This window comes from Geobacter sp. DSM 9736, from assembly GCF_900187405.1.
Lineage (GTDB): Bacteria > Desulfobacterota > Desulfuromonadia > Geobacterales > Geobacteraceae > DSM-9736.
In genome coordinates, this window is the sequence record NZ_LT896716.1 from 1,649,281 (window position 1) to 1,668,630 (window position 19,350).

17 protein-coding genes, 1 tRNA gene and 1 pseudogene are annotated in these 19,350 nt (G+C 56.2%); 14 read left to right on the forward strand and 5 right to left on the reverse strand.

Annotated features, from left to right (window positions below):
• Positions 1–3: 3 nt before the first annotated feature.
• A complete protein-coding gene (locus CFB04_RS07485; protein WP_088534695.1) occupies positions 4–753 on the reverse strand; it encodes a TlyA family RNA methyltransferase in 750 nt (249 codons plus the stop codon).
• Between the two features lie 302 nt (positions 754–1,055).
• On the opposite strand from CFB04_RS07485, the gene CFB04_RS07490 reads away from it, so the two are divergent.
• From CFB04_RS07490 to msrA, 14 genes are all read left to right on the forward strand, one after another.
• Positions 1,056–2,390 carry a S41 family peptidase gene (locus CFB04_RS07490; RefSeq protein ID WP_088534696.1) on the forward strand — a complete coding sequence of 445 codons (1,335 nt, stop codon included), beginning with the start codon at positions 1,056–1,058 and terminating at the stop codon, positions 2,388–2,390.
• Positions 2,391–2,584: 194 nt separating this feature from the next.
• Positions 2,585–2,833 (forward strand): hypothetical protein, encoded by a 249-nt coding sequence (locus CFB04_RS17875; RefSeq protein WP_157698750.1) that lies wholly within the window; start codon positions 2,585–2,587, stop codon positions 2,831–2,833.
• Between the two features lie 137 nt (positions 2,834–2,970).
• Positions 2,971–3,906, forward strand: coding sequence for a tRNA (adenosine(37)-N6)-dimethylallyltransferase MiaA (gene miaA / locus CFB04_RS07495; RefSeq protein ID WP_088536740.1), 936 nt, complete (start codon positions 2,971–2,973; stop codon positions 3,904–3,906).
• Positions 3,899–5,230, forward strand: a complete 1,332-nt coding sequence (locus CFB04_RS07500) for a glycosyltransferase family 2 protein (protein ID WP_088534697.1) — start codon at positions 3,899–3,901, stop codon at positions 5,228–5,230. The genes miaA and CFB04_RS07500 overlap by 8 nt, the downstream gene beginning before the upstream one ends.
• A gap of 65 nt (positions 5,231–5,295) precedes the next feature.
• A complete protein-coding gene (locus tag CFB04_RS17880) occupies positions 5,296–6,915 on the forward strand; it encodes an ExeA family protein (RefSeq protein ID WP_157698751.1) in 1,620 nt (539 codons plus the stop codon).
• A complete protein-coding gene (locus tag CFB04_RS07510) occupies positions 6,912–7,619 on the forward strand; it encodes a general secretion pathway protein GspB (protein WP_088534698.1) in 708 nt (235 codons plus the stop codon). The genes CFB04_RS17880 and CFB04_RS07510 overlap by 4 nt, the downstream gene beginning before the upstream one ends.
• Before the next feature lie 70 nt (positions 7,620–7,689).
• Complete coding sequence (locus CFB04_RS07515) at positions 7,690–7,998, forward strand: YkgJ family cysteine cluster protein (protein WP_088534699.1); 309 nt, start codon at positions 7,690–7,692, stop codon at positions 7,996–7,998.
• A complete protein-coding gene (locus tag CFB04_RS07520) occupies positions 7,995–9,269 on the forward strand; it encodes a DUF6178 family protein (protein ID WP_088534700.1) in 1,275 nt (424 codons plus the stop codon). Before CFB04_RS07515 ends, CFB04_RS07520 begins: the two co-directional genes overlap by 4 nt.
• A gap of 207 nt (positions 9,270–9,476) precedes the next feature.
• Positions 9,477–9,629 (forward strand): hypothetical protein, encoded by a 153-nt coding sequence (locus CFB04_RS17885; protein ID WP_157698752.1) that lies wholly within the window; start codon positions 9,477–9,479, stop codon positions 9,627–9,629.
• A gap of 197 nt (positions 9,630–9,826) precedes the next feature.
• The gene (rmuC, locus tag CFB04_RS07525) at positions 9,827–11,338 is read left to right on the forward strand and encodes a DNA recombination protein RmuC (protein ID WP_088534701.1); all 1,512 of its coding nucleotides are present in this window, start codon (positions 9,827–9,829) and stop codon (positions 11,336–11,338) included.
• A gap of 62 nt (positions 11,339–11,400) precedes the next feature.
• Positions 11,401–11,487: transfer RNA gene (locus CFB04_RS07530), tRNA-Leu, on the forward strand.
• 250 nt (positions 11,488–11,737) lie between these two features.
• Positions 11,738–13,585 carry a biosynthetic peptidoglycan transglycosylase gene (locus CFB04_RS07535; RefSeq protein ID WP_088534702.1) on the forward strand — a complete coding sequence of 616 codons (1,848 nt, stop codon included), beginning with the start codon at positions 11,738–11,740 and terminating at the stop codon, positions 13,583–13,585.
• Between the two features lie 249 nt (positions 13,586–13,834).
• On the forward strand, positions 13,835–15,370 hold the full coding sequence (locus CFB04_RS07540; RefSeq protein WP_088536741.1) for a mercuric reductase: 1,536 nt from the start codon (positions 13,835–13,837) through the stop codon (positions 15,368–15,370).
• Positions 15,371–15,375: 5 nt separating this feature from the next.
• On the forward strand, positions 15,376–16,020 hold the full coding sequence (gene msrA / locus CFB04_RS07545; protein ID WP_088534703.1) for a peptide-methionine (S)-S-oxide reductase MsrA: 645 nt from the start codon (positions 15,376–15,378) through the stop codon (positions 16,018–16,020).
• A 38-nt stretch (positions 16,021–16,058) separates the two neighbouring features.
• On the opposite strand, the pseudogene CFB04_RS18525 reads toward msrA, so the two are convergent.
• From CFB04_RS18525 to CFB04_RS07560, 4 genes and pseudogenes are all read right to left on the reverse strand, one after another.
• Positions 16,059–16,198 (reverse strand): annotated as a pseudogene (locus tag CFB04_RS18525) (transposase); the annotation flags it as partial.
• Between the two features lie 251 nt (positions 16,199–16,449).
• Positions 16,450–17,022 (reverse strand): four helix bundle suffix domain-containing protein, encoded by a 573-nt coding sequence (locus CFB04_RS07550; protein ID WP_088534704.1) that lies wholly within the window; start codon positions 17,020–17,022, stop codon positions 16,450–16,452.
• Positions 17,023–17,044: 22 nt separating this feature from the next.
• A complete protein-coding gene (locus tag CFB04_RS07555) occupies positions 17,045–17,239 on the reverse strand; it encodes a hypothetical protein (RefSeq protein WP_088534705.1) in 195 nt (64 codons plus the stop codon).
• 743 nt (positions 17,240–17,982) lie between these two features.
• Entirely contained in the window at positions 17,983–19,317 is a 1,335-nt protein-coding gene (locus CFB04_RS07560) for an ATP-binding protein (RefSeq protein ID WP_088534706.1), read from the reverse strand.
• Between the last annotated feature and the right edge of the window lie 33 nt (positions 19,318–19,350).

The window sequence follows — 19,350 nt, forward strand, 5'->3', positions numbered from 1 at the left end:
ATGTTATTCACTACCGGCACGCTGGAGCCAAATGAGGAACTCCCTGTTCCCCTTCGGTCCTAGAATGGGTGATTCCACGACACCCTTCACCTCCAACCCCAGCTCAACAGCCAGCTCCCGAACCTCTTCGATCACCCTGCGGTGCTGGGCGGAATCCCGGACGACTCCTCCCTTACCTACCTCGCCGCGTCCGACTTCGAACTGGGGCTTGATTAGGGCTACGATACAGCCCTCGCCGCCGATCAGAGGAAGAAGTGCCGGAAGAATCTTGTTCAAGGAGATAAAAGAAGCATCCACCACCGCCATATCCGGGAGTTCGTGAAGCCGGTCGGGCGTCAGATATCGAATATTCGTCTTTTCGAGATTCACTACCCGCTGGTCCTGGCGAAGCTTCCATGCCAGCTGCCCGTAACCCACATCCACCGCATATACCTTACCCGCTCCCCGCTGCAACAGACAATCTGTAAAACCGCCGGTGGAAGCTCCGACATCGATGACTGTCCTTCCGGTAACGTCGAGCCTGAAGTCGTTGAGAGCCTTTTCAAGCTTCAACCCTCCCCTGCTGACGTAAGGGAGGATCTCCCCTTTTATCCTTATGTCCGCATCTGGTGCGACCGCAGCCCCCGCTTTTTCGGCACGGTGATCGTTTACGACGACGAGCCCAGCCATGATAAGCGCCCGTGCACGTTCGCGAGACTGAACCAGTCCTCGATCAACAAGCACCTTGTCTAGCCGCTGTTTTCCTATTGTCATATCGTATCCGGGTGTTGGGCCACCTGAGTCTGGCGATATTCATAGAGCTTACTGTCGCTGAGGAGCTGCAAGCGAACGATCAAACTTCAACCGCAGGGCAGTCATGACCTCATCGGCGCGCTATGGTAGCCCGAATGCCCATGCTAATCAAGATTTTCATAGTGGAGCAAACATTCAGAGGTCGCCGGCTTCGTCATCGCTTAACATCGCAGTTGACAGAATTCAGCTCCGAAATTAAAGTGGGACATTTTCATTCTCATATCAGGGAAAATGCATAATCTGCGGAAGAGAGGCAATGGAGCATGGCGGCGAAGGGTAGGAAAAAACTCCTTTTTGTTGTGGTTGTTGTATCGCTCGTGATTGCCGGCTTCGGTATCGGCCTTCGCCTGTGGCGCAGCGAACGGATCACACCGACTACCGACTACCTGAAGCTGCTGACCCAGGTAATGGCGTTCGTCAAGAAAAACTACGTAGAGCCGGTGGAGGACAAGAAGCTGGTCGAGAGCGCCGTGACCGGAATGCTTGCTTCCCTCGATCCGCACAGTGCCTACCTTCCCCCCGACTCGTTCAAAGAGATGAAAGTCGAGATGTCGGGCTCCTTCGGCGGCCTCGGCATCGAGATCAGCATGAAAGACGGAAAACTTACCATCATTTCCCCCATCGAGGATACCCCTGCTTTCCGGGCGGGGCTCAAACCGGGCGACCATATCTACCGGATCGACGGCAAGGATACTCATGGAATGAGCATCACGAAAGCAGTGAGCCTCATGCGTGGAACAAAAGGAACGAAGGTCACCCTTACCATTGTAAGGGAAGGAGCGCCCAGGCCGCTCGTGGTCCCTCTCGTGCGTGACATCATCCTGGTGAAGAGCCTCAAATCACGATCACTGGAGCCGGGCTTCGGCTACATAAGGATCTCCCAATTCCAGGAACGGACAGGAGAGGACTTCGCAAAAGCGCTTGAAACGTTACGGCAACAAAACGGTACTTTGCGGGGGCTGATCATAGACCTTCGCAACAATCCGGGAGGCCTTCTCGACCAGGCGGTGAAGGTAGCAGACAGATTCATCGGGGAAGGGTTCAGCAACGGCGTTGTCGTCTACACGAAAGGACGGGAGAGCTATTCGCAGAACAGCCTCAGCGCCAATGTCGGAGAGAAGGAACCATACTATCCTATTGTAGTGCTTATCAACGGCGGCAGCGCCAGCGCCTCGGAAATCCTCGCCGGCGCTCTCCAGGACCACAAACGCGCCGTCATCATGGGAACCCAGAGTTTCGGAAAAGGCTCCGTACAGTCGGTAATGCCGCTTCGAAACGGAGGTGCGCTGAAACTCACCACTGCCCGTTACTATACACCGAGCGGCCGCTCGATTCAGGCAAAAGGAATAGTTCCTGACGTTGTGGTAGCGCGCCTCGACCTCAAAAACGTTCAGAAGAAAGATGAACCGGACATACGCGAAAAGGACCTGAACAACCATATGTCCGAAGGAGCTGCAACTCCCGCTCCGCCCGCGGAGGAGGCGCCTGTAAAGAACCTCAAGAACCTGGAGCTGGGAAATGATTACCAGATGCTTCGAGCGCTGGAACTCCTCCACGGGCTCGACGCTATGAACCGCCTCAATCTGAAGAAGCAGTGATCAGACAGTTCAACAACGTGTTCAGAAAAGAACCATCCTCCCATTGAATTACATTTTCAATCCGATGTGACACTTCCCCCGTACGCCCCTGCAGTTGGGGCGTCTTCAACTTTTTCCATCAACAATACTGGTTGTTGGTATCGTCCTTGTAACAGGAAGTAAACAAACGCTACTTCCCGAGCACGAGGTCAATCATGGCACAGAGATATCTTGACCCTTCCGAACATCACCCACAATGCTCCTTTCGCCTTGTGTCGCTGGTACGGCGTCACTGCGGTCGGAAGACCACTACCTTCATGGCTGTAGCGATAGATGACAACATGGAAACCCTCAGGTTTTTCCAGGAAAATGTCCAAGAGGTCATCCATAACGTAAAACGGATGAAGGAACTGGAAGCAAACGAGCGCCATACGGCACATGCGAAGCGCGGGCTCCAGGAGTAGACCGCGCTATTAATAGGGGAAGGCCACCTCCTCCTTTCCCTATCTTTTTTTTGATGAAAGGCCGGGAAGATTTCCCGGCCTTTCTGTTTATCCGGAAAACCTGGAACACTTTCTTTCCTCATGTTACAGTGAGCGCCATGATCGCCCCGGCTCCCTCGGAAAATCACCCCCACTGCAACATTCTGGTCATTCTCGGCCCCACGGCCTCCGGTAAAACGAGGCTTGGTGTCCAACTGGCCCGCACTTTCAAAGGAGAGATCATCTCCGCTGATTCACGGCAGGTGTATCGGGGTCTCGACCTGGGTGCGGGAAAGGACCTGGGAGAATATGGGGAGATTCCCTATCACCTCATCGACATTGTCGACCCGGGGACCGAGTTCAACGTCTTCGAGTTTCAACGCCGGTTCCTTGAGGCTTTCGAAAACATACGCGAAAGGGGCCTCCTGCCGGTACTTGTCGGAGGCAGCGGCCTCTACCTGGAAGCAGTCCTGAACGGCTACCGGATGGTGGAAGTCCCTGAAAACGAGAAGCTTCGGAGGGAACTGGCGGAACTTTCCATGGAAAAGCTCGCGGAGCGTCTGCGGAGCACGGGTCAGCGTCTTCACAATACCACGGACCTCATCGACCGTGCACGGTTGGTTAGGGCCATAGAAATAGCGACACACGATCCGCACACCCTGCCCCGTTCCCTTGGACTTCACCCGATAACGTTCGGAATTCACTGGGATCGTGGTGTCCTGCGAGAACGCATCACCACTAGGCTTAGAGAACGAATGGCCGCCGGTCTCATCACGGAAGTGGAAACGCTTCTGGCTTCGGGGGTAAGCCATGAAACGCTTGACTTCCTCGGGCTTGAATACCGGTTCATAGCTCGTCATCTACGTGGAGAATTGAACAGGAACGACCTCTTCCAGAAACTGAACAGCGCTATCCATGACTTCGCGAAGCGCCAGGAAACCTGGTTCCGCCGCATGGAACGAAACGGCACCGCCATCCACTGGCTTTCGGGAGGAGACGATCTGCTGGACCAGGCGCTGCAAGTCCTGCAAAGAATGGGGAACATAAATGCCTGAAGCAGGTCGTGCATCCAACGGCCACCGTCTGGAACGTTACCAGGCAACCCGCGGGATACGGGGCCCATGGAACCTGGAAGGCACTGCCGCCACCGGCTTTGACGGAGTGGTGGCTATCCCTGCCCTCGCGGAAAGCAAGTATCTTTTTGACACACTCTCATCACTCGCGGGGAACCCTCCCGATATACTTAACAGATTCCTTGTAATGGTTGTAGTCAACCATCGGGCCGATGCTCCCCTCGGCGACAGGGAAGATAACAGAATAACCCTGGAACGGCTGCGTAAAGGAGACCACGGGGGAATCCCGAATCTCGCGTGGGTGGACGCCTGCTGCAGGGGGAAAGAGCTTCCGGAAAAGCGCGGAGGAGTCGGGATGGCACGAAAACTCGGCTTCGACCTCGCCTTCTGCCGGCTCAACCTTGACCAGGACCCGATCCTAATCGCCCTGGATGGCGACACCATCGTCCGCCCCGATTATCTGCCGGCTGTCCTGGACCACTTCATGGCATCGCCCTACGGGGGCGCCGTCATCCCCTTTCGGCATCAGGAAACCGACATGCCGCAGCGACAACTGGCCATCCACCGATATGAGCTGTTCCTGCGCGCCTACGTTCTCGGGCTTTCCCTCGCCGGCTCCCCTTATGCCTTCCATACAGTCGGCAGCGCAATGGCATGCAGGCTATCCGCCTATCTTAAAGTAGGAGGCATGAACGTCCGTAATGCAGGGGAAGATTTCTATTTCCTCCAGCAGCTTTACAGGACAGCAGGAATATCAGAGGTCAAGGGCACGGTCGTCTACCCCTCCCCCCGCCCCTCCCATCGCGTCCCGTTCGGCACGGGACGCAGCGTTGCGCGTCTTCTGTCGGAAGAGCAGGATGCCGTCCGTTTCTACCCCGCACCCTGCTTCCGGATACTGGCCGGGTGGCTGTCGCTGGTTGAAGGGCATCCGGATGCCCCGGGTGATCTCCTCATGAGACGTGCGGCGAAAATTTCCCCGGATTTGCCCCATTATCTCGATGGAATCGATTTTCCCGAGACTTGGAAGCGGCTGCAACGTAATCACCCGACTCAGCAATTTCTCCTGAATGCTTTTCACGGCTGGTTCGACGGGTTGCGGACAATGAAGCTCATACATTATCTCACAGCCGGCCCATTCCTCCGCTGCGAGCCGGAATGTGCACTTCCCGATCTGTTCCGATGGGCGGGCCTTCCCCCGGTCTCGGGTATACAGGACCAGCTTGCCATCCTGCGCAGCCACCAGCTGGGAAAGCTCGACGTTCCACTGGTACCACCTGTCATGGTCTGTAGCCATGTTTGCCCTTGAGGAACGTCCCTGTTTGTGGAATAGTTAACCAGCGTCACCACTCAACCCTGGGAACGAAGCGAGCGATGTATCAGGAATTTTACGGCTTCAAGGAAAAACCGTTCACCATTACCCCGAACCCGCGTTTTATCTTCCTCAGCAAGCATCACCGTGAAGCCTTTGCGCATCTGCTCTACGGTATAGATCAGCATGCAGGATTCATCGGACTGATCGGCGAGGTAGGCTCGGGGAAGACGACGGTGCTGCGCGCGCTTCTGAACCAGCTCGCCGATGATCGTTACAGGACCGCCTTCATCTTCAATCCGTGCCTCTCCGCCCATGAGCTCCTACGCTCCATAAACAAGGAATACGGCATTCGGGGCGAGGGCTTGAGCATCGCTGAACTGCACGAGGAGCTCAACAGGTTTCTACTGACTGAAAATGCCGCTGGTCGGACTGTGGTGCTCGTAATCGACGAGGCCCAGAACCTGGAAAGCCAGGTCCTGGAGCAGATACGCCTGATCTCGAACCTCGAGACCGAAACCGACAAACTGATCCAGATCATTCTCGCAGGGCAACCCGAGCTTGGGTCCCTCCTGGAACAGCCCAGGCTGCGGCAGCTTGCCCAGCGAATCTCCGTAAGGTATCAGCTTCTCCCGATGGACCAGGAAGACACTGGAGCCTATATCGCTCACCGGCTGGAAGTTGCCGGTGGCTGGCGGGCGGCCGAATTCGCCCCCCGGGCGGTGAAACTCATCTATAACTACACCAAGGGATTGCCGCGCCTCATCAACATCGCATGCGACCGCGCCCTTCTCATCGGCTTCACCGAAGAGAGCAGGACGATCACCCCGGCTATTGCCGCCGAAGCGATCCGGGAGCTCACCCGGAGCAGCTCAGGTATGCGCCTGCCACGAGGCAGAAAGCTCGCGGGACTCCTGTTTCTCCTCCTCCTGACTGGTGCCGTGTGGTACGCCGGAACGCGAATCGAATCGGGCAAGGCATCCTCTTCCGAGCATGAGCGATCTCCTGCGGCTACAAGAGATGCAGCCCTGCCTGCATCCTTTGTTTCGGCGCAACAAGCAAAGTCGGAACAGTCGAGCGCGATAGCCGCATTCAACGTACTCGCTGCACTATGGCAGGCTCCCCCCGTCATCGGGTTCACCGGAGGCATCGACTCCAGGACTCTTGAAAAGCTGTCCGCGGAGCGAGGTTTGAGCGTCCTGTACTTTACGGGAAACATCGAGCGCCTCCTGAGTTACGACGCGCCGGCACTTCTGCAGGTTTCGGTGCCGGGACTAAAGGAAGGCCGCTTCGTTGCAGTTGCAGCACTTGGGAAGGGCATGGTGCGACTGGAAGGCACAGGAGGTCCCGTTACCGTAACAAAGGAGCAACTACAAAACCTGTGGAAGGGGCAGGCCTACCTGCTCTGGAAAAACGTCTCGGGAGTACCCCTTCTTCCTTCTGCCGGGACACGGAGCGGAGGAATCATGCGCCTCCAGGCGCTGCTTCGGAACGCAGGCGCCTACACCGGCCCCCATACAGGTGTGTACGACGCGCCTACCACTGCTGCCGTGAAGGCCTTTCAGAAAACGCAGGGGATAACGGTGGACGGAAAAGCGGGAGCCGAAACACTTCTTTTCCTTCACCGCGCTGCGGGGTATCCTCAACCACGTCTGCAGAAGGGAGCACGCGAAACATCATGAGCTCCATCCTCAAGGCTTTGAAGAAACTGGAACAGGAGAAATCGACCCGTAAACCGCACATGCCGGACCTTGCGGGAGCGGTCCTGAAAGGGGAACGCCCGGCAGGGCCCCGTCGATGGCTTATTCCCGTAGCCATGTCCATGGTTGCCGTAGCAGCTGCTGCCGTGACCTACTTCGTAATGAAACATATCCCGGCTCCACTCACGCAGCCCGCGACCATCGCTGTTGCGGTGCCGTCTGCCGCGCCTTCTCCTGAGGCGGCAGGCGTACTGCATGCCGTTCCCGCTCCGCCGGATAAATCTCTGGCCGTTCCCCCGTTACCGGCAAAATCAGAGAAAGTACCTCCTCGTGCGGCCAAGGCAACGACACATCTCGTAACCGACTCTCTGAAAACGGGATTAAAGCCTGCAGCTCCGGAACCTTTTGCAACACGCCCCCGGGAAGGTGTCACCATGCAGGAGCCGGCGCAAACCATTTCGGTTGCAGCGACGCCACAGAAGAGTGATGACTCCCCCAGCATCAGGATAAGCGGCATAGCCTGGCAGAAGGACAGCTCAAGCAGGTATGCCGTGGTAAATGGAAGGGCCGTGGGAGAAGGCGCCATTGTAGAAGGTGCGAAGGTAGAGGAGATATTGCCGGACAAGGTCCGCTTCTCCAGCGGAAGCGGAACGTTCGAGGTCCATCTCGGCCCGCCCGGCACTTAGAGGCGGTCAACTTTTCACACAACCTGCCCGCCGCCTTGACATCCCAGCTCGCAACACCTATTCTCGACCGATGGAAGATTTGCCGCAGAATGAACAGGCGTGGGAAGATCTCTGCAAGCGCTGCGGACGCTGCTGCTTCGAGAAGATAGAGGATGATACCGGCGCCATCTTCTTCACCTCCACTCCCTGCCGCTACCTTGATGTCGTCACGCGGCACTGCAGAATTTACGACAAGCGGTTCGCCGTAAACCCGGAATGCGTCAAGCTCACCCCAGAACTGGCGGCCACCCTCCTTTGGCTTCACGACGGTTGCGGCTACCGGAACGGCCGCAAGAAGTGGAAGGGAAAAGGGAAGCGTAACCGGAAGGAGAAAAGATGACCGAGGAAGAAGCGAAGCACCCCAAACTTACACTAATCAAGGGAGGCGTGCCTACGACACATGAATTCCTTCAACTGCCGATCCCGGAGAAGATAGGATTGCTGCGCCACCAGCCTGCAAGGAAACGGCTTGAACTTCTACTGTCCGACCCGGACGCGAAGCAGGTGGCAGCACTCATGCAGCCTCAGGAGATTTACTGGCTCGTGAAGGAACTGGGGGAAAACGATGCGGCCGAACTGCTGGAACTGGCCACTGCGGCCCAGTACTCCTTCATGATCGACATGGAGGTATGGGAAGAGTCAGCGCTTCGGACCGACGTTCTTCTCAAGTGGCTCGGCTACCTGATGGAGGCAGGAGAGGACCGCCTTCTCGCGCAGCTCTCCAGCCTCGACCTGGAGCTAATCCTCTTGCTCCTAAAACGCGAAATTGCGGTCGGAGGAGGAATGGGAGACCTGGTCAACGATGAAATCCGTCTCGCCGACTGGGACCACAGTTTCGACGGCATTTACCATATCAGCTTTCTTCGCTCCGACACCGCCCGGGTGGTCGGAACGCTTCTCGACATCATCTACCGCCACGACCAGCCGCTCTACCTCTCCCTCATGACCGGAGTGCAGAACGAGGTCGAAACGGAGCTGGAAGAACTCTGCTACCAGTTCCGTACCGGCCGTATGGCCGATGCCGGTTTTCCGAGCAGGGAAGAAGCCGTGGCCATTTACGCGCTCTTAAACCCGGATCATTTTGTAGCGGCGGAGGACAAGCTTCTTGTAAACGAAGATGGTGCAGAAAATCTTCCCGAACCACTAGCAACCGGAGACACACTGCTCCAGAGGGCGCTGGTCCGGGTGCGGTCTTCGGAACTGTTGCGGGAGCTGAACTATCTCATCAACAATGCTCTCGTGGCGGAGCAGGCATCGTTCGCAGACGGAGCGGCAATCGAGGCGGTGTCTCGCCGGGTATACGGCTACCTCAACATCTCCCTCGAATACTTCGCCGCAGATGATGAGAAAAGAGCGGGAACCATCCTTGTCGGCGAGCGGCTGAAGAGGCTCTTCCAACTTGGCCACAGCATCGTAGTCAGGCTCGGGAAACGTGCGGGCACCCTCTCCAGCGACAATTACGCTACCAACAAGGCGATCCTGGGCCTCCGGGAGAAGATGCCGCGCTTCTACCGCGGGCTCGATCCGGATCTGGTCGACGGCTACCGGGAATTCGAAAGCATGTCCGACGTGAGGATCATGGACGAATTCCTTCGAAAGCTTGAAGTGTAGCGGCTACTGGCCTATAATTCATCATGCTCGGGCGCCCGCCCCTCCAGAGCTTGAGTTTTTATCCCAGAGGCTGTATACAGCGCCGGAGTTTTCTGCTATCCTCCAGGCGATGGAATCTGCCCGGCCCTCTCAAGAAATGCCGGAAATGACCGATTAAAGGCTTACTGTTCGACTTTTTATTCCATACCTACCCGGAGGTGACGTGTTATGACAGATGAAGAAAAAGGAACGGGGATCGGAACGGTGGTACTCTCGTTTTTCACGGGAGCGGCACTCGGAATCGGGCTGGCCTTGCTATACGCGCAGACCCGCGATGAGAACGGCGACGCCGAATGTGAAGAAGGGCCCCTCTTCATCTGATACCGGTTGCACCTCTTTTGCATCATCCGTAGCGAGAGGAAACGATCCTCTCGCTACCACGTTCCCTTCATGCATTTCCCACACAGCCTCCCTTGCGAAGCCGCACAGCCAGCTCATCCATCGATCCCCATTTTTCCTTTTCCTTTGCCATGCCTTGGTCACTGCTGCATAATGAGGCATTTCGCCAGGAGTCGTCCATGGAATATGGTTTCATAGCAGTCGGCATCGTCATCGGAGCCTGCGCAGTCTGGCTTGCACTTAGGAAAAATGGCAAAGAGCAATTGGATAAAGGGAAGCTCTTAATGCAGGCCGAACTGGCGATGGTAGCCGAGCGCCTGCAGGGGAAGGAAGAGCAGCTCTCCCAGGCGAGAGGGGCATGCGAGGGCCAGGCTGCTGAACTTATCCAGCTCCGCCATGATCTGAAAAACGAATCGGACCGTCGCGCAGCTGCCGAGGAGAAATGCCTTCGCATTCCCGATCTGCTGAAAGCCCTTCAGAACCGTGATGAGCAGGTGGAGCTGAAGTCACGGGAAATCTCGGAACTGAAGACACAGGTAGCCGAGCTTTCGACGGTCCTCGCCAAGGAGCGGAAAGGGGCCGCAGAAAAACTCGCCCTTCTCGACGAAGCTCATCACAAGCTTTCCGACGCTTTCAAGGCCCTCTCTGCTGAGGCACTACGGTGCAACAACCAGTCGTTCCTGGAACTCGCCCATGCATCCCTTGAAAAATTTCAGGAAAACGCTAAAGGGGACCTGGAACGCCGGCAACAGGCCATAGACCAGTTGGTGAAGCCGGTCAGGGAATCACTGGAAAAGGTAGATGGAAAAATCCAGGAACTGGAGAAGGTCCGTTCTTCAGCTTACGCCACACTGACCGAGCAGTTGAAATCTCTATCGGTGACCCAGTCCCAGCTGCAGGCCGAGACTGCGAATCTCGTTCAGGCGCTGAGGACCCCGACGGTGCGGGGACGGTGGGGAGAGATCCAGTTGAAGCGGGTTGTAGAGATCGCCGGAATGGTACCGTACTGCGATTTCGTCGAGCAGGAAAGCGCCTCCGGGGACGACTGCAGGCTGCGCCCCGATATGGTTATCAAGCTTCCCAACGGCAAGAATATCGTGGTCGATTCGAAAGCTCCCCTGCAAGCCTATCTGGAATCGCTGGAAGCGTCAGAAAGCGACCTGAAGGTTTTCAAGCTCAAGGAACATGCGCGGCACATAAAGATGCACCTGACCAAACTGGGGGGCAAATCGTACTGGGAACAGTTTCAGCCGACCCCGGAGTTCGTTGTGCTTTTCCTTCCCGGCGAAACCTTCTTCAGCGCAGCACTGGAGCAGAACCCCGGCCTCATCGAATTCGGAGTCGAGCAGAAGGTCATCATCTCCACCCCCACCACCCTCATCGCGCTTCTGCGCGCCGTAGCTTACGGATGGCGCCAGGAGCAGATCGCAGCAAACGCACAGCAGATCAGTGAACTGGGCAAGGTGCTTTACGAACGCATCGCCACTCTGGCCGGCCACTTCACCGATATGCGGAAAGGCCTCGATCGGGCAGTGGAATCGTACAACAAGGCTGTCGGAACAATGGAGTCCCGTGTTCTGGTAACCGCCCGGAGGTTCAAAGAACTCGGTGCATCCACGGGTAAGGACATCGAAGTCGTCGAGGCCATAGACAAGGCTGTCCGAACCCTGGAGAGTGAAACTCAGGTGTAACCCAGCGCCATTTTTCCACTTGCATACCCTGTTTATCGATGATATAAGGTTTACTCTCGAATGCCGAAGTGGTGGAATTGGTAGACACGCAAGATTCAGGTTCTTGTGCGGGCAACCGTGTGCTGGTTCGAGTCCAGTCTTCGGCACCATAAAGCAGTTGAAATCACGTCCTAACCTTCAAGGTTCAGGGCGTTTTTTCGTTTCAGCCCCCTCCCCCCACTCCCTTTTCCTGTATTTCCCTTGATGTTGCCATAAGAGAGACCCAGAGGCCCCGCAGCTTGCCGAGCAAAAGACTTGTGCGCCAGGAGGCGGCCCCCCAGGATTGAGAATCAGGCGTGGTTGATTGTCCTGTGATGGGAGGTAGAATTTTATTAGTACAAACCATTCCGATGGGTTCATATGGGACCGCTTGCCCGCCCCAGTCTTCTACGGATTCTGCCGTTTCTAGCCATTGCACTGCTTTCGGGTGCTCTGGCTGCATGCGCTGCCTTCGAAGATCTGAGAAACAGGGCTTCACTCCTCGCCGGGTCACTCACCGGCTTCAAATGCCTCGTGGCATCGGTTGGCCCGTGCTTCCCCTGCGGCATCAAGGCATCCGACATTACCATGTGCTCCACGTCAGGGATACCACTGTTCCAGGCAAAGGAGCTACGTACACAGGTCAATCTGCTCCGTTACCTGCACGGGAACACCAGACCCGGTGACCTCTTCGATACCCTTTACGGTGATCAGGTAAAGCTGACCCTGCTCCGGAATGAACGGGGAGAGTGGGAGTTCCCCCGGATTCCTACTCCGCAGAGAATCCGCAGTTCCGGACAAGAGGGTAAAGCTTTTCCCCGCCGGTTGTTGTTCACGAACGTCACCATCCTGATCAAAACAGCGACAGGAGAGTCAATGAGCTTCTACAAGAGCGTGGAAGCCGAAGTTGGTCCCGGCAGAGAATCCGTACGGCTGAAGCTCTCGGGAATGAACAAGTCGGCGACGATAACGTTCACCAGAGGAGCAGTCAAACAGTACGAACTGCAGGCGGACAACTTCTCGACGGCACTCCTTGCGCCGGTATCTACCTCCCCTCTCCCCTTCGAAAAACTCGTGGTAGACGGCAATCTGAAAGTCGCCACGAGTGACGATAAAAACTTCGCCATCGAAGGGAGCGGCAAGGTCACGGCCCGAGGCCTCAGCTGCCCGGTCGTATCTTCCGGAACGATAGATGCCTTGAGCCTCCCCTTTGACCTGAAGGGTAATCTTACCGGCTCCGGAATCGAGAGCCTGGCCGCAAAAATCAGCTTGGGAGGTGAAACCGCCATTGTCAGGGGGAGCATGCGGGGATGGAAAGAACCGGTGGTGGATCTGACGGTGGCCTTTCAGAATTTCTCCTATGACAGGGCAATCTCTGCCTTACCCCCATCACTTCATCCGGACCTGCCGGTTATCAGGCTCTCCGGCAGTATGACGGGGACGTTCAGGATGCATCTGGACACGGCGAATCCCGACAGCCTGGACTACAGCTACTCCGGCCGCACAGACCGGCTGGAGATCCTGGACCTGGGACAGGAGATCGACATCAATCGCCTCAGGGGCCCTTTCCTCCACAACGTAAGGATAAGGCCGGGAAAACAAACCACGATACTGCTCAGCCCGGCTAACCCGTATTTCACGCCCTACCATAATATCCCTTTCTCCCTCAAAAGCGCGGTGATGGCGACGGAGGATTCGGGTTTCTTTTCCCACAGGGGGTTCAGCACACGGCATATCAGGGGCTCGTTGATTGATAACCTGAAAGCCGGCAAGGTCGTGCGTGGCGCCAGTACCATCTCCATGCAGCTGGCAAAAAATCTTTTCCTGTCGACTGAAAGGACGTTGAGCCGCAAACTGGAGGAGGCGCTCATCACCGTGGCCCTCGAGCAGAACCTCGACAAGAAGCGGATAATGGAAATCTACCTGAACATTATCGAGTGGGGGGACGGCATTTACGGCATAGGCCAGGCCTCGCACTACTATTTCGGCAAGAGCCCTTTCGAGCTGTCACCGGTGGAGTCGGCCTTTCTCGCATCCATAATAGCCCGTCCGAGAAACTGGCGCCCGGATCCTCTTCCCAGGTTGGGCCAGGGGTGGCGAAACTACCTACAGGTCATTCTCTTCAAGATGTACCAGATGGGAGGGGCAGATTTTGAAGATCTGCTCTACGCAGGGGTTTTTGAATCGAGCACTGATGGGCTGAGCGAAAGAAACTGGGGCAGGCCGTGAACGGAAAAGTACAAAAACCCGCCCCTACAGCTCTTTTATCCCGCCATACCTCCCATTTTTGTACAGAGCGGACTCGAAAAACCATGCGGCCGGGATAAGCTGGAAGAATGGATATACGACAGGCTTTCCAGATAGAGCCGGAAACATCGTCGCTGCAGTACTGAAAGCTTCCTTGTAACTTCAGGAAGGCTCATGATTTTGTCCGGGAACAGGTCGTAGGATCAACATGTTTTCGTAGAGTCACCTATGATGATCGAGCACCCCGCCATATACCCGCTGACCGAAAACAACGAACTTCTGCTGAAAAACGTCCGTCCCCCTCGATGGGAAAACCCGGAGCCGGCGCCGATGTACAATCTCGTGGTGATCGGGGCTGGAACGGCCGGCCTCGTTACCGCCGCCGGAGCCGCAGGACTCGGAGCAAAAGTGGCGCTGATCGAACGCGATCTCCTGGGGGGTGACTGCCTCAACGTCGGCTGCGTCCCCTCCAAAGGTTTGATTCGTGCCGCCCGGGCAATGCATGATGTCGCCACTGCCGGTGAGTTTTCGATCACTGGGGGAGAGCGCGCCACCAACGATTTTGCCGCGGCAATGGAACGCATGCGGCGAATAAGGGCGGGAATAAGCCCCCATGACTCAGCCTCCCGATTCAGGGACGAACTTGGGGTAGATGTCTTTTTTGGTGAAGGCAGTTTTACAAGCCGGGATACTGTCGAGGTCGGGGGGAGATCACTGCGTTTCAGAAAAGCCGCTGTCTGTACGGGGGCGCGGGCGGCAGCCTCCCCCATCCCCGGCATGGCGGAAATCGGTTACCTCACCAACGAAACGGTCTTCTCCCTGACCGAACTGCCCGCAAGGCTTGCCGTCATCGGGACAGGGCCCATCGGATGCGAGCTAGCCCAGGCCTTCGCCCGGTTGGGGAGCAACGTTACCATGATCGGGCACCAGAGTGACCACATCCTCCCCCGTGAGGACCGCGACGCCGCAAAAGTCGTCCAGAGGGCCTTTCTCCGGGAAGGAATCGAGCTCTGCCTTCCAGCCCAGGTTCTTCGCGTCGGGCAAAAGGAGGGGGGCAAGGTTCTGACCATTGAAACAGAAGAGCGGACGGCCGATATCGTCGTCGATGAAATTCTGGTAGGGATCGGACGTGTCCCCAACACGGAAGGGCTCAATCTTGAGGCAGCCGGCATCGCCTTCGACCCCACGCGTGGTGTCACGGTAAACGAGAGGCTGCAGACTTCCAACCCGCGGGTGTACGCTGCCGGCGACATCTGCTTTCCCTACAAGTTCACCCACACGGCGGACGCACTGGCTCGCATCCTGATTGCGAATGCCCTCTTCATGGGGAGGCGTAAGATCTCCGCACTGGTTGTGCCCTGGTGTACCTATACCGATCCGGAAGTGGCCCACGTGGGAATGTATGAGAAGGAGGCGAAAGACAAGGGGCTCGACGTGATGACCCTTACCGTCCCGCTGGCCGATGTGGATCGGGCACTTCTGGATGGAGAGACGGAAGGCTTCGCCAGAGTGCACATCAAAAAAGGAACGGACAGGATACTTGGCGCCACTATCGTTGCCCGTCATGCGGGAGAGATGATCAACGAGATTTCTTTGGCAATGACTGCCGGGCTGGGTCTTGCAGCCATCGGGAGAACCATCCACCCCTATCCCACCCAGGCTGAAGCAATCAAAAAGCTCGCCGACGCTTACAGCAGGACCCGCCTCACCCCTTTTGTCCGCAAACTGTTCCGTGGCTGGCTGAAAATCATGAGATCAGGAGGGTAAGAGGTATGAACAAAAGGATTGCTCTATGCTTCACGTTCTGCATGCTCTTTCTGGGGGGCCTGGCAACAGGATTAATCCATGCCTGGGGTTCCGAGCCATCATCGGGCGGACGGACGACCACCGAAAAAGCCACCTTCGCGGGAGGATGCTTCTGGTGCATGGAGGTCCCTTTCAACAAGCTCGACGGGGTACTCTCGGTGACGTCCGGCTATACAGGCGGTCACAGGAAAAACCCTACATATGAAGAGGTCTCGGCGGGAGGGACCGGCCATGCAGAGGCGGTGCAGATAGTATACGACCCGTCAAAGGTCAGGTACGAGAAGCTCCTCGAAATCTTCTGGCACAACATAGATCCGACGGCAAAGGACCGCCAGTTCTGCGACATCGGAAACCAGTACCGCTCCGCAATTTTCTACCATGGGGAGAAGCAGCGACAACTGGCTGTGAAATCGAGAGATGAGCTGGCGAGGACGAAGCCTTTCAAGGAACCCATCATCACAGAAATAACGCAGGCCTCCGAGTTCTACCCTGCCGAGGAATACCACCAGCACTACTACAAGAAGAATCCGATCCGCTATAAGTTCTACCGGACGACGTGCGGCCGCGATAAACGATTGAAAGAGCTATGGGGGAGCAAGGCGGGGCATTGATCCTTTGGTGATATCGAGGGTGAGAAGATGAGCTCCGGAACCAGCAGGTGGATGTGATTGGACGTTACTCTGCATAGTTGGGGACTCGCAGGGCCAAAGCGTTTCTTCGCCTCGAAGAGCCAGGACTGCCACCGGCGCCTGTCCTTAGGGAACCCTTTTTGTGGCACCGATGGGTGATGTGCTATACCTGACCAGGAACGTATTGTCGGTTTGCTCGTGCCATGCTTACAGACTCGCTTTTAGGGGAGAAATGCAACTTTAAAGGTGAAATACGTGGCAATAATTCCTTTATTCTGCATAAATTCAATTAGTTGCCGTGGTCCGACCCGATGCGGGTCGGCTGCGCTTCGGAGGAATTCAAGGTACACCTTACTTGATCCCCCGTCCACCTTCAACAACACCCCCGATTCCGGCCCATACCCTCTCTACTTACCCCCTCGTCTTCTTCCTCGCCTCCAAACGCGCCTTCGTCATACGCTCCCGCAAGCCCCCTTCCTTCAGGAAAGCCTGCTCCAGCTGCTTCAGCTGCCTATCAAGCAAGTAGTTCGTCTGGTGAATCAGGCAAATGATTATGTTGGCCACAATCTCAGGGGGGCGGGTTTCCACAAAGGACTTATAGGTCTCATAGGACTCATGGGTCCCATGGGACTGTTCTCTCCCCAATCTTCGGACATACTGCGCCTCTCTGCTCTCTTTGTCCCAAAGATTCGCGCCCCGTGTCCTCAGGAAATCCCAATAATCCGCCAGCAGCTCTTCAAGGCTCGCCCGCGCTACGTTGGTCAGCTTTATCTCGGTTTCCTTCGAGGTAGCAGAAGCCATGCTCCCTTCGATGATGTTCTGCTTGCCGGACCGCGCAGCCTGGACCATCTGGTCATGGGTGCGTGAGCGACGGTCGACGAATCGCTCGCAGAAGGACACGGTGGCGTCGTATACAATCTCCGCCTTCCGGTAGGAGAGCAGTTTCTGGTAGCCGCCATGCGGCGGGATGAAACCTTCGGTCATTGAAAGTCTCCTCCTGGAAGGACTATAAAACCGAGCCGAACGCCCCCTGCTTTCTCCGCCGGCCTCGGTGGCTACCGTCGAGGTGCGTATCCAGAGGAAACAGCCCATTCGGACCGGGCATCTTTTCAGTTGTGGATGAAAACTCCGCTTCGTAGCACTGCATGAGCATGTCGAAAGCAGCTCGGTTATCATCATCAATGGGGACGATCCTGATCATCTTTCCTCCTGTTCTGCACCGGAAACAAAAAGCCGCCCTCCCTCACGGAACAAGCGGCTGATGTAGGCCCTCCATCTCAAGTCGAAACTATGCAGTTAATACTCCCAAACAGATGCAGGGTCAACAGAAGAAATATGCGGACCGTGTACATACTTGGGAGCGAAACGAATTGTCCCGGACAACCCAAAAATAAAGCGCCCCGGTTTCTGGAAACGCTCTGCATTCATATTCAGTTTTCTCGTCTAGATATCAGAACATGAGCCACGGCAGTCCCATATGTCGTAACAGAAACTCGGTGTTTGCTTCAAACGCAAGCGACATTCACCAGATTCGTCGACATCACGATCAGGGCCTTCTGCTCATTCTGCCGAGCACTTCGGCTAGGTCGCTCACGCGATACGGCTTTGTAACAGCTTGTAGGAGGTCAACAGCAAGAACGATCGCAGTTTTTACACTGGTTCCACTCAAAACGAAGGACGCAGAGTCTTCTATGATACGCTTAACGGATGTGACCTTCTTGACCGGCTGGCTCAGCGGCATGACTAAAGACAAACAGAGCCGCGACAAACAGTAAAGTTCTTGTTTGCATCCTGTTCCTTTATTGAAATAAGGGGTAAATTGCCTGATTCGGCAGATAACTTCAAGAAGAGTTTTTCTTGTGGCAGGAGCTGGAACCGTTGACACAGTGCTGGTAACAACGGGAGAGATAAGTGAGCAATACGCTTGCAATAACAGCCGCAGGTTCAAGAATTCACAGGCAGCTCGATCCTGAACTCCGCTCCTTCATCTGTATTACGCACGGTCAGCCTCCCCCCCATCTGAGTCTCGATCATGTTCTTCGACATGTAGAGCCCGATCCCGGTTCCCTGGAGACCCTTTGTGCTGAAATAGGGTTCGAAAATCATCTCGATGACGTTATCTGGAATGCCTCCCGCATTGTCCCGTATGGTAATCACCGCCGTCCTCCTCTCCACTGTCGAAGAGACAACCAGCCTTTTGCACTCGATGCTGCGTTCGGAGAAGGCATCCCGGGCATTGTGGAGAATGCTGAGAATTGCCTGGCAGAACTCGTTGAAGTACCCGGAAATCTCGACATCATCAGATGTTGCGATTTCCAGTTCTATCCGGCACTCCCTGAAGCCGTCCCGCACCAGGGAAACCGTCAGGTCCACCGCCTCCTTAACGCTGAACCTTGATTTTTCAGTGTTAGGTCTGAAGAAGTTACGGAAATCGTCGATTGTCCGCGACATGTAGTTGATCACCTTCATCGCTTCGTCCGTACTTTCCTGGAGGAGGTCCCTGCGGAGGTGTCCCGTCTCGAAATTGAGAAGCACACTCTGGAACATGAGACCCAGGACATTGAGCGGCTGGCGCCACTGGTGTGCGATGCTGCTGATCATCTCCCCCATGGCCGCAAGCCTGGTCTGCCGGATCAGCATCTGGTCCTTGTGCCGAAGCTGCTCCAGCGTCCGGAGGCGTTCCGCCGTTTCCCGCTCCAGATCCCCATATGCCCTTCGCAGTTCCTCATTCTGCTCATTCAGTTTCTCCTCTATCCTCTGTCGGTTAGCTATTTCGGCCCGGAGATGTATTTCGGCCATCACCGCTGCAGCCAGTTTTTCCACTACGGATACATCCTCAACCGTCCATTGCCTCGGTTTGGAATCGATGACGCAGAAAGAGCCGAGTACGTATCCGTCGGATGTAACAAGGGGAATACCCAGGTACGCGATCACGTTCAGATCCCGTATCGCCAGATTGTCCTTGAAAAGCGGGTGATTCCGGGCATCCGTGATGAGCAGGGGCTGCCTTGGAATCCGGTTGTACTGGCAGAACGAGTGCGACAGGGCGGTCTCCCTCATCGAGGACCAGGGCTCGGGCAGCCCCAGGCAGCTCTTGAAGAACTGCCGGTTCGCATCGACCAGAGACACCAGCGCTGTCGGTGCGCTCACGAAACGCGCAGCCAGCCAGGTCAGCCTGTCGAATGACTCCTCGGTGGGGGTGTCCAGTAACGCCACTGCCTTCAGGGCCGCAAGCCGCCCCGGATCGGCTACATGTGCCGCAAGATCGCAATTGTCCATTCATCCTCCGATAAACCCGCGTCGTTCTTGTGC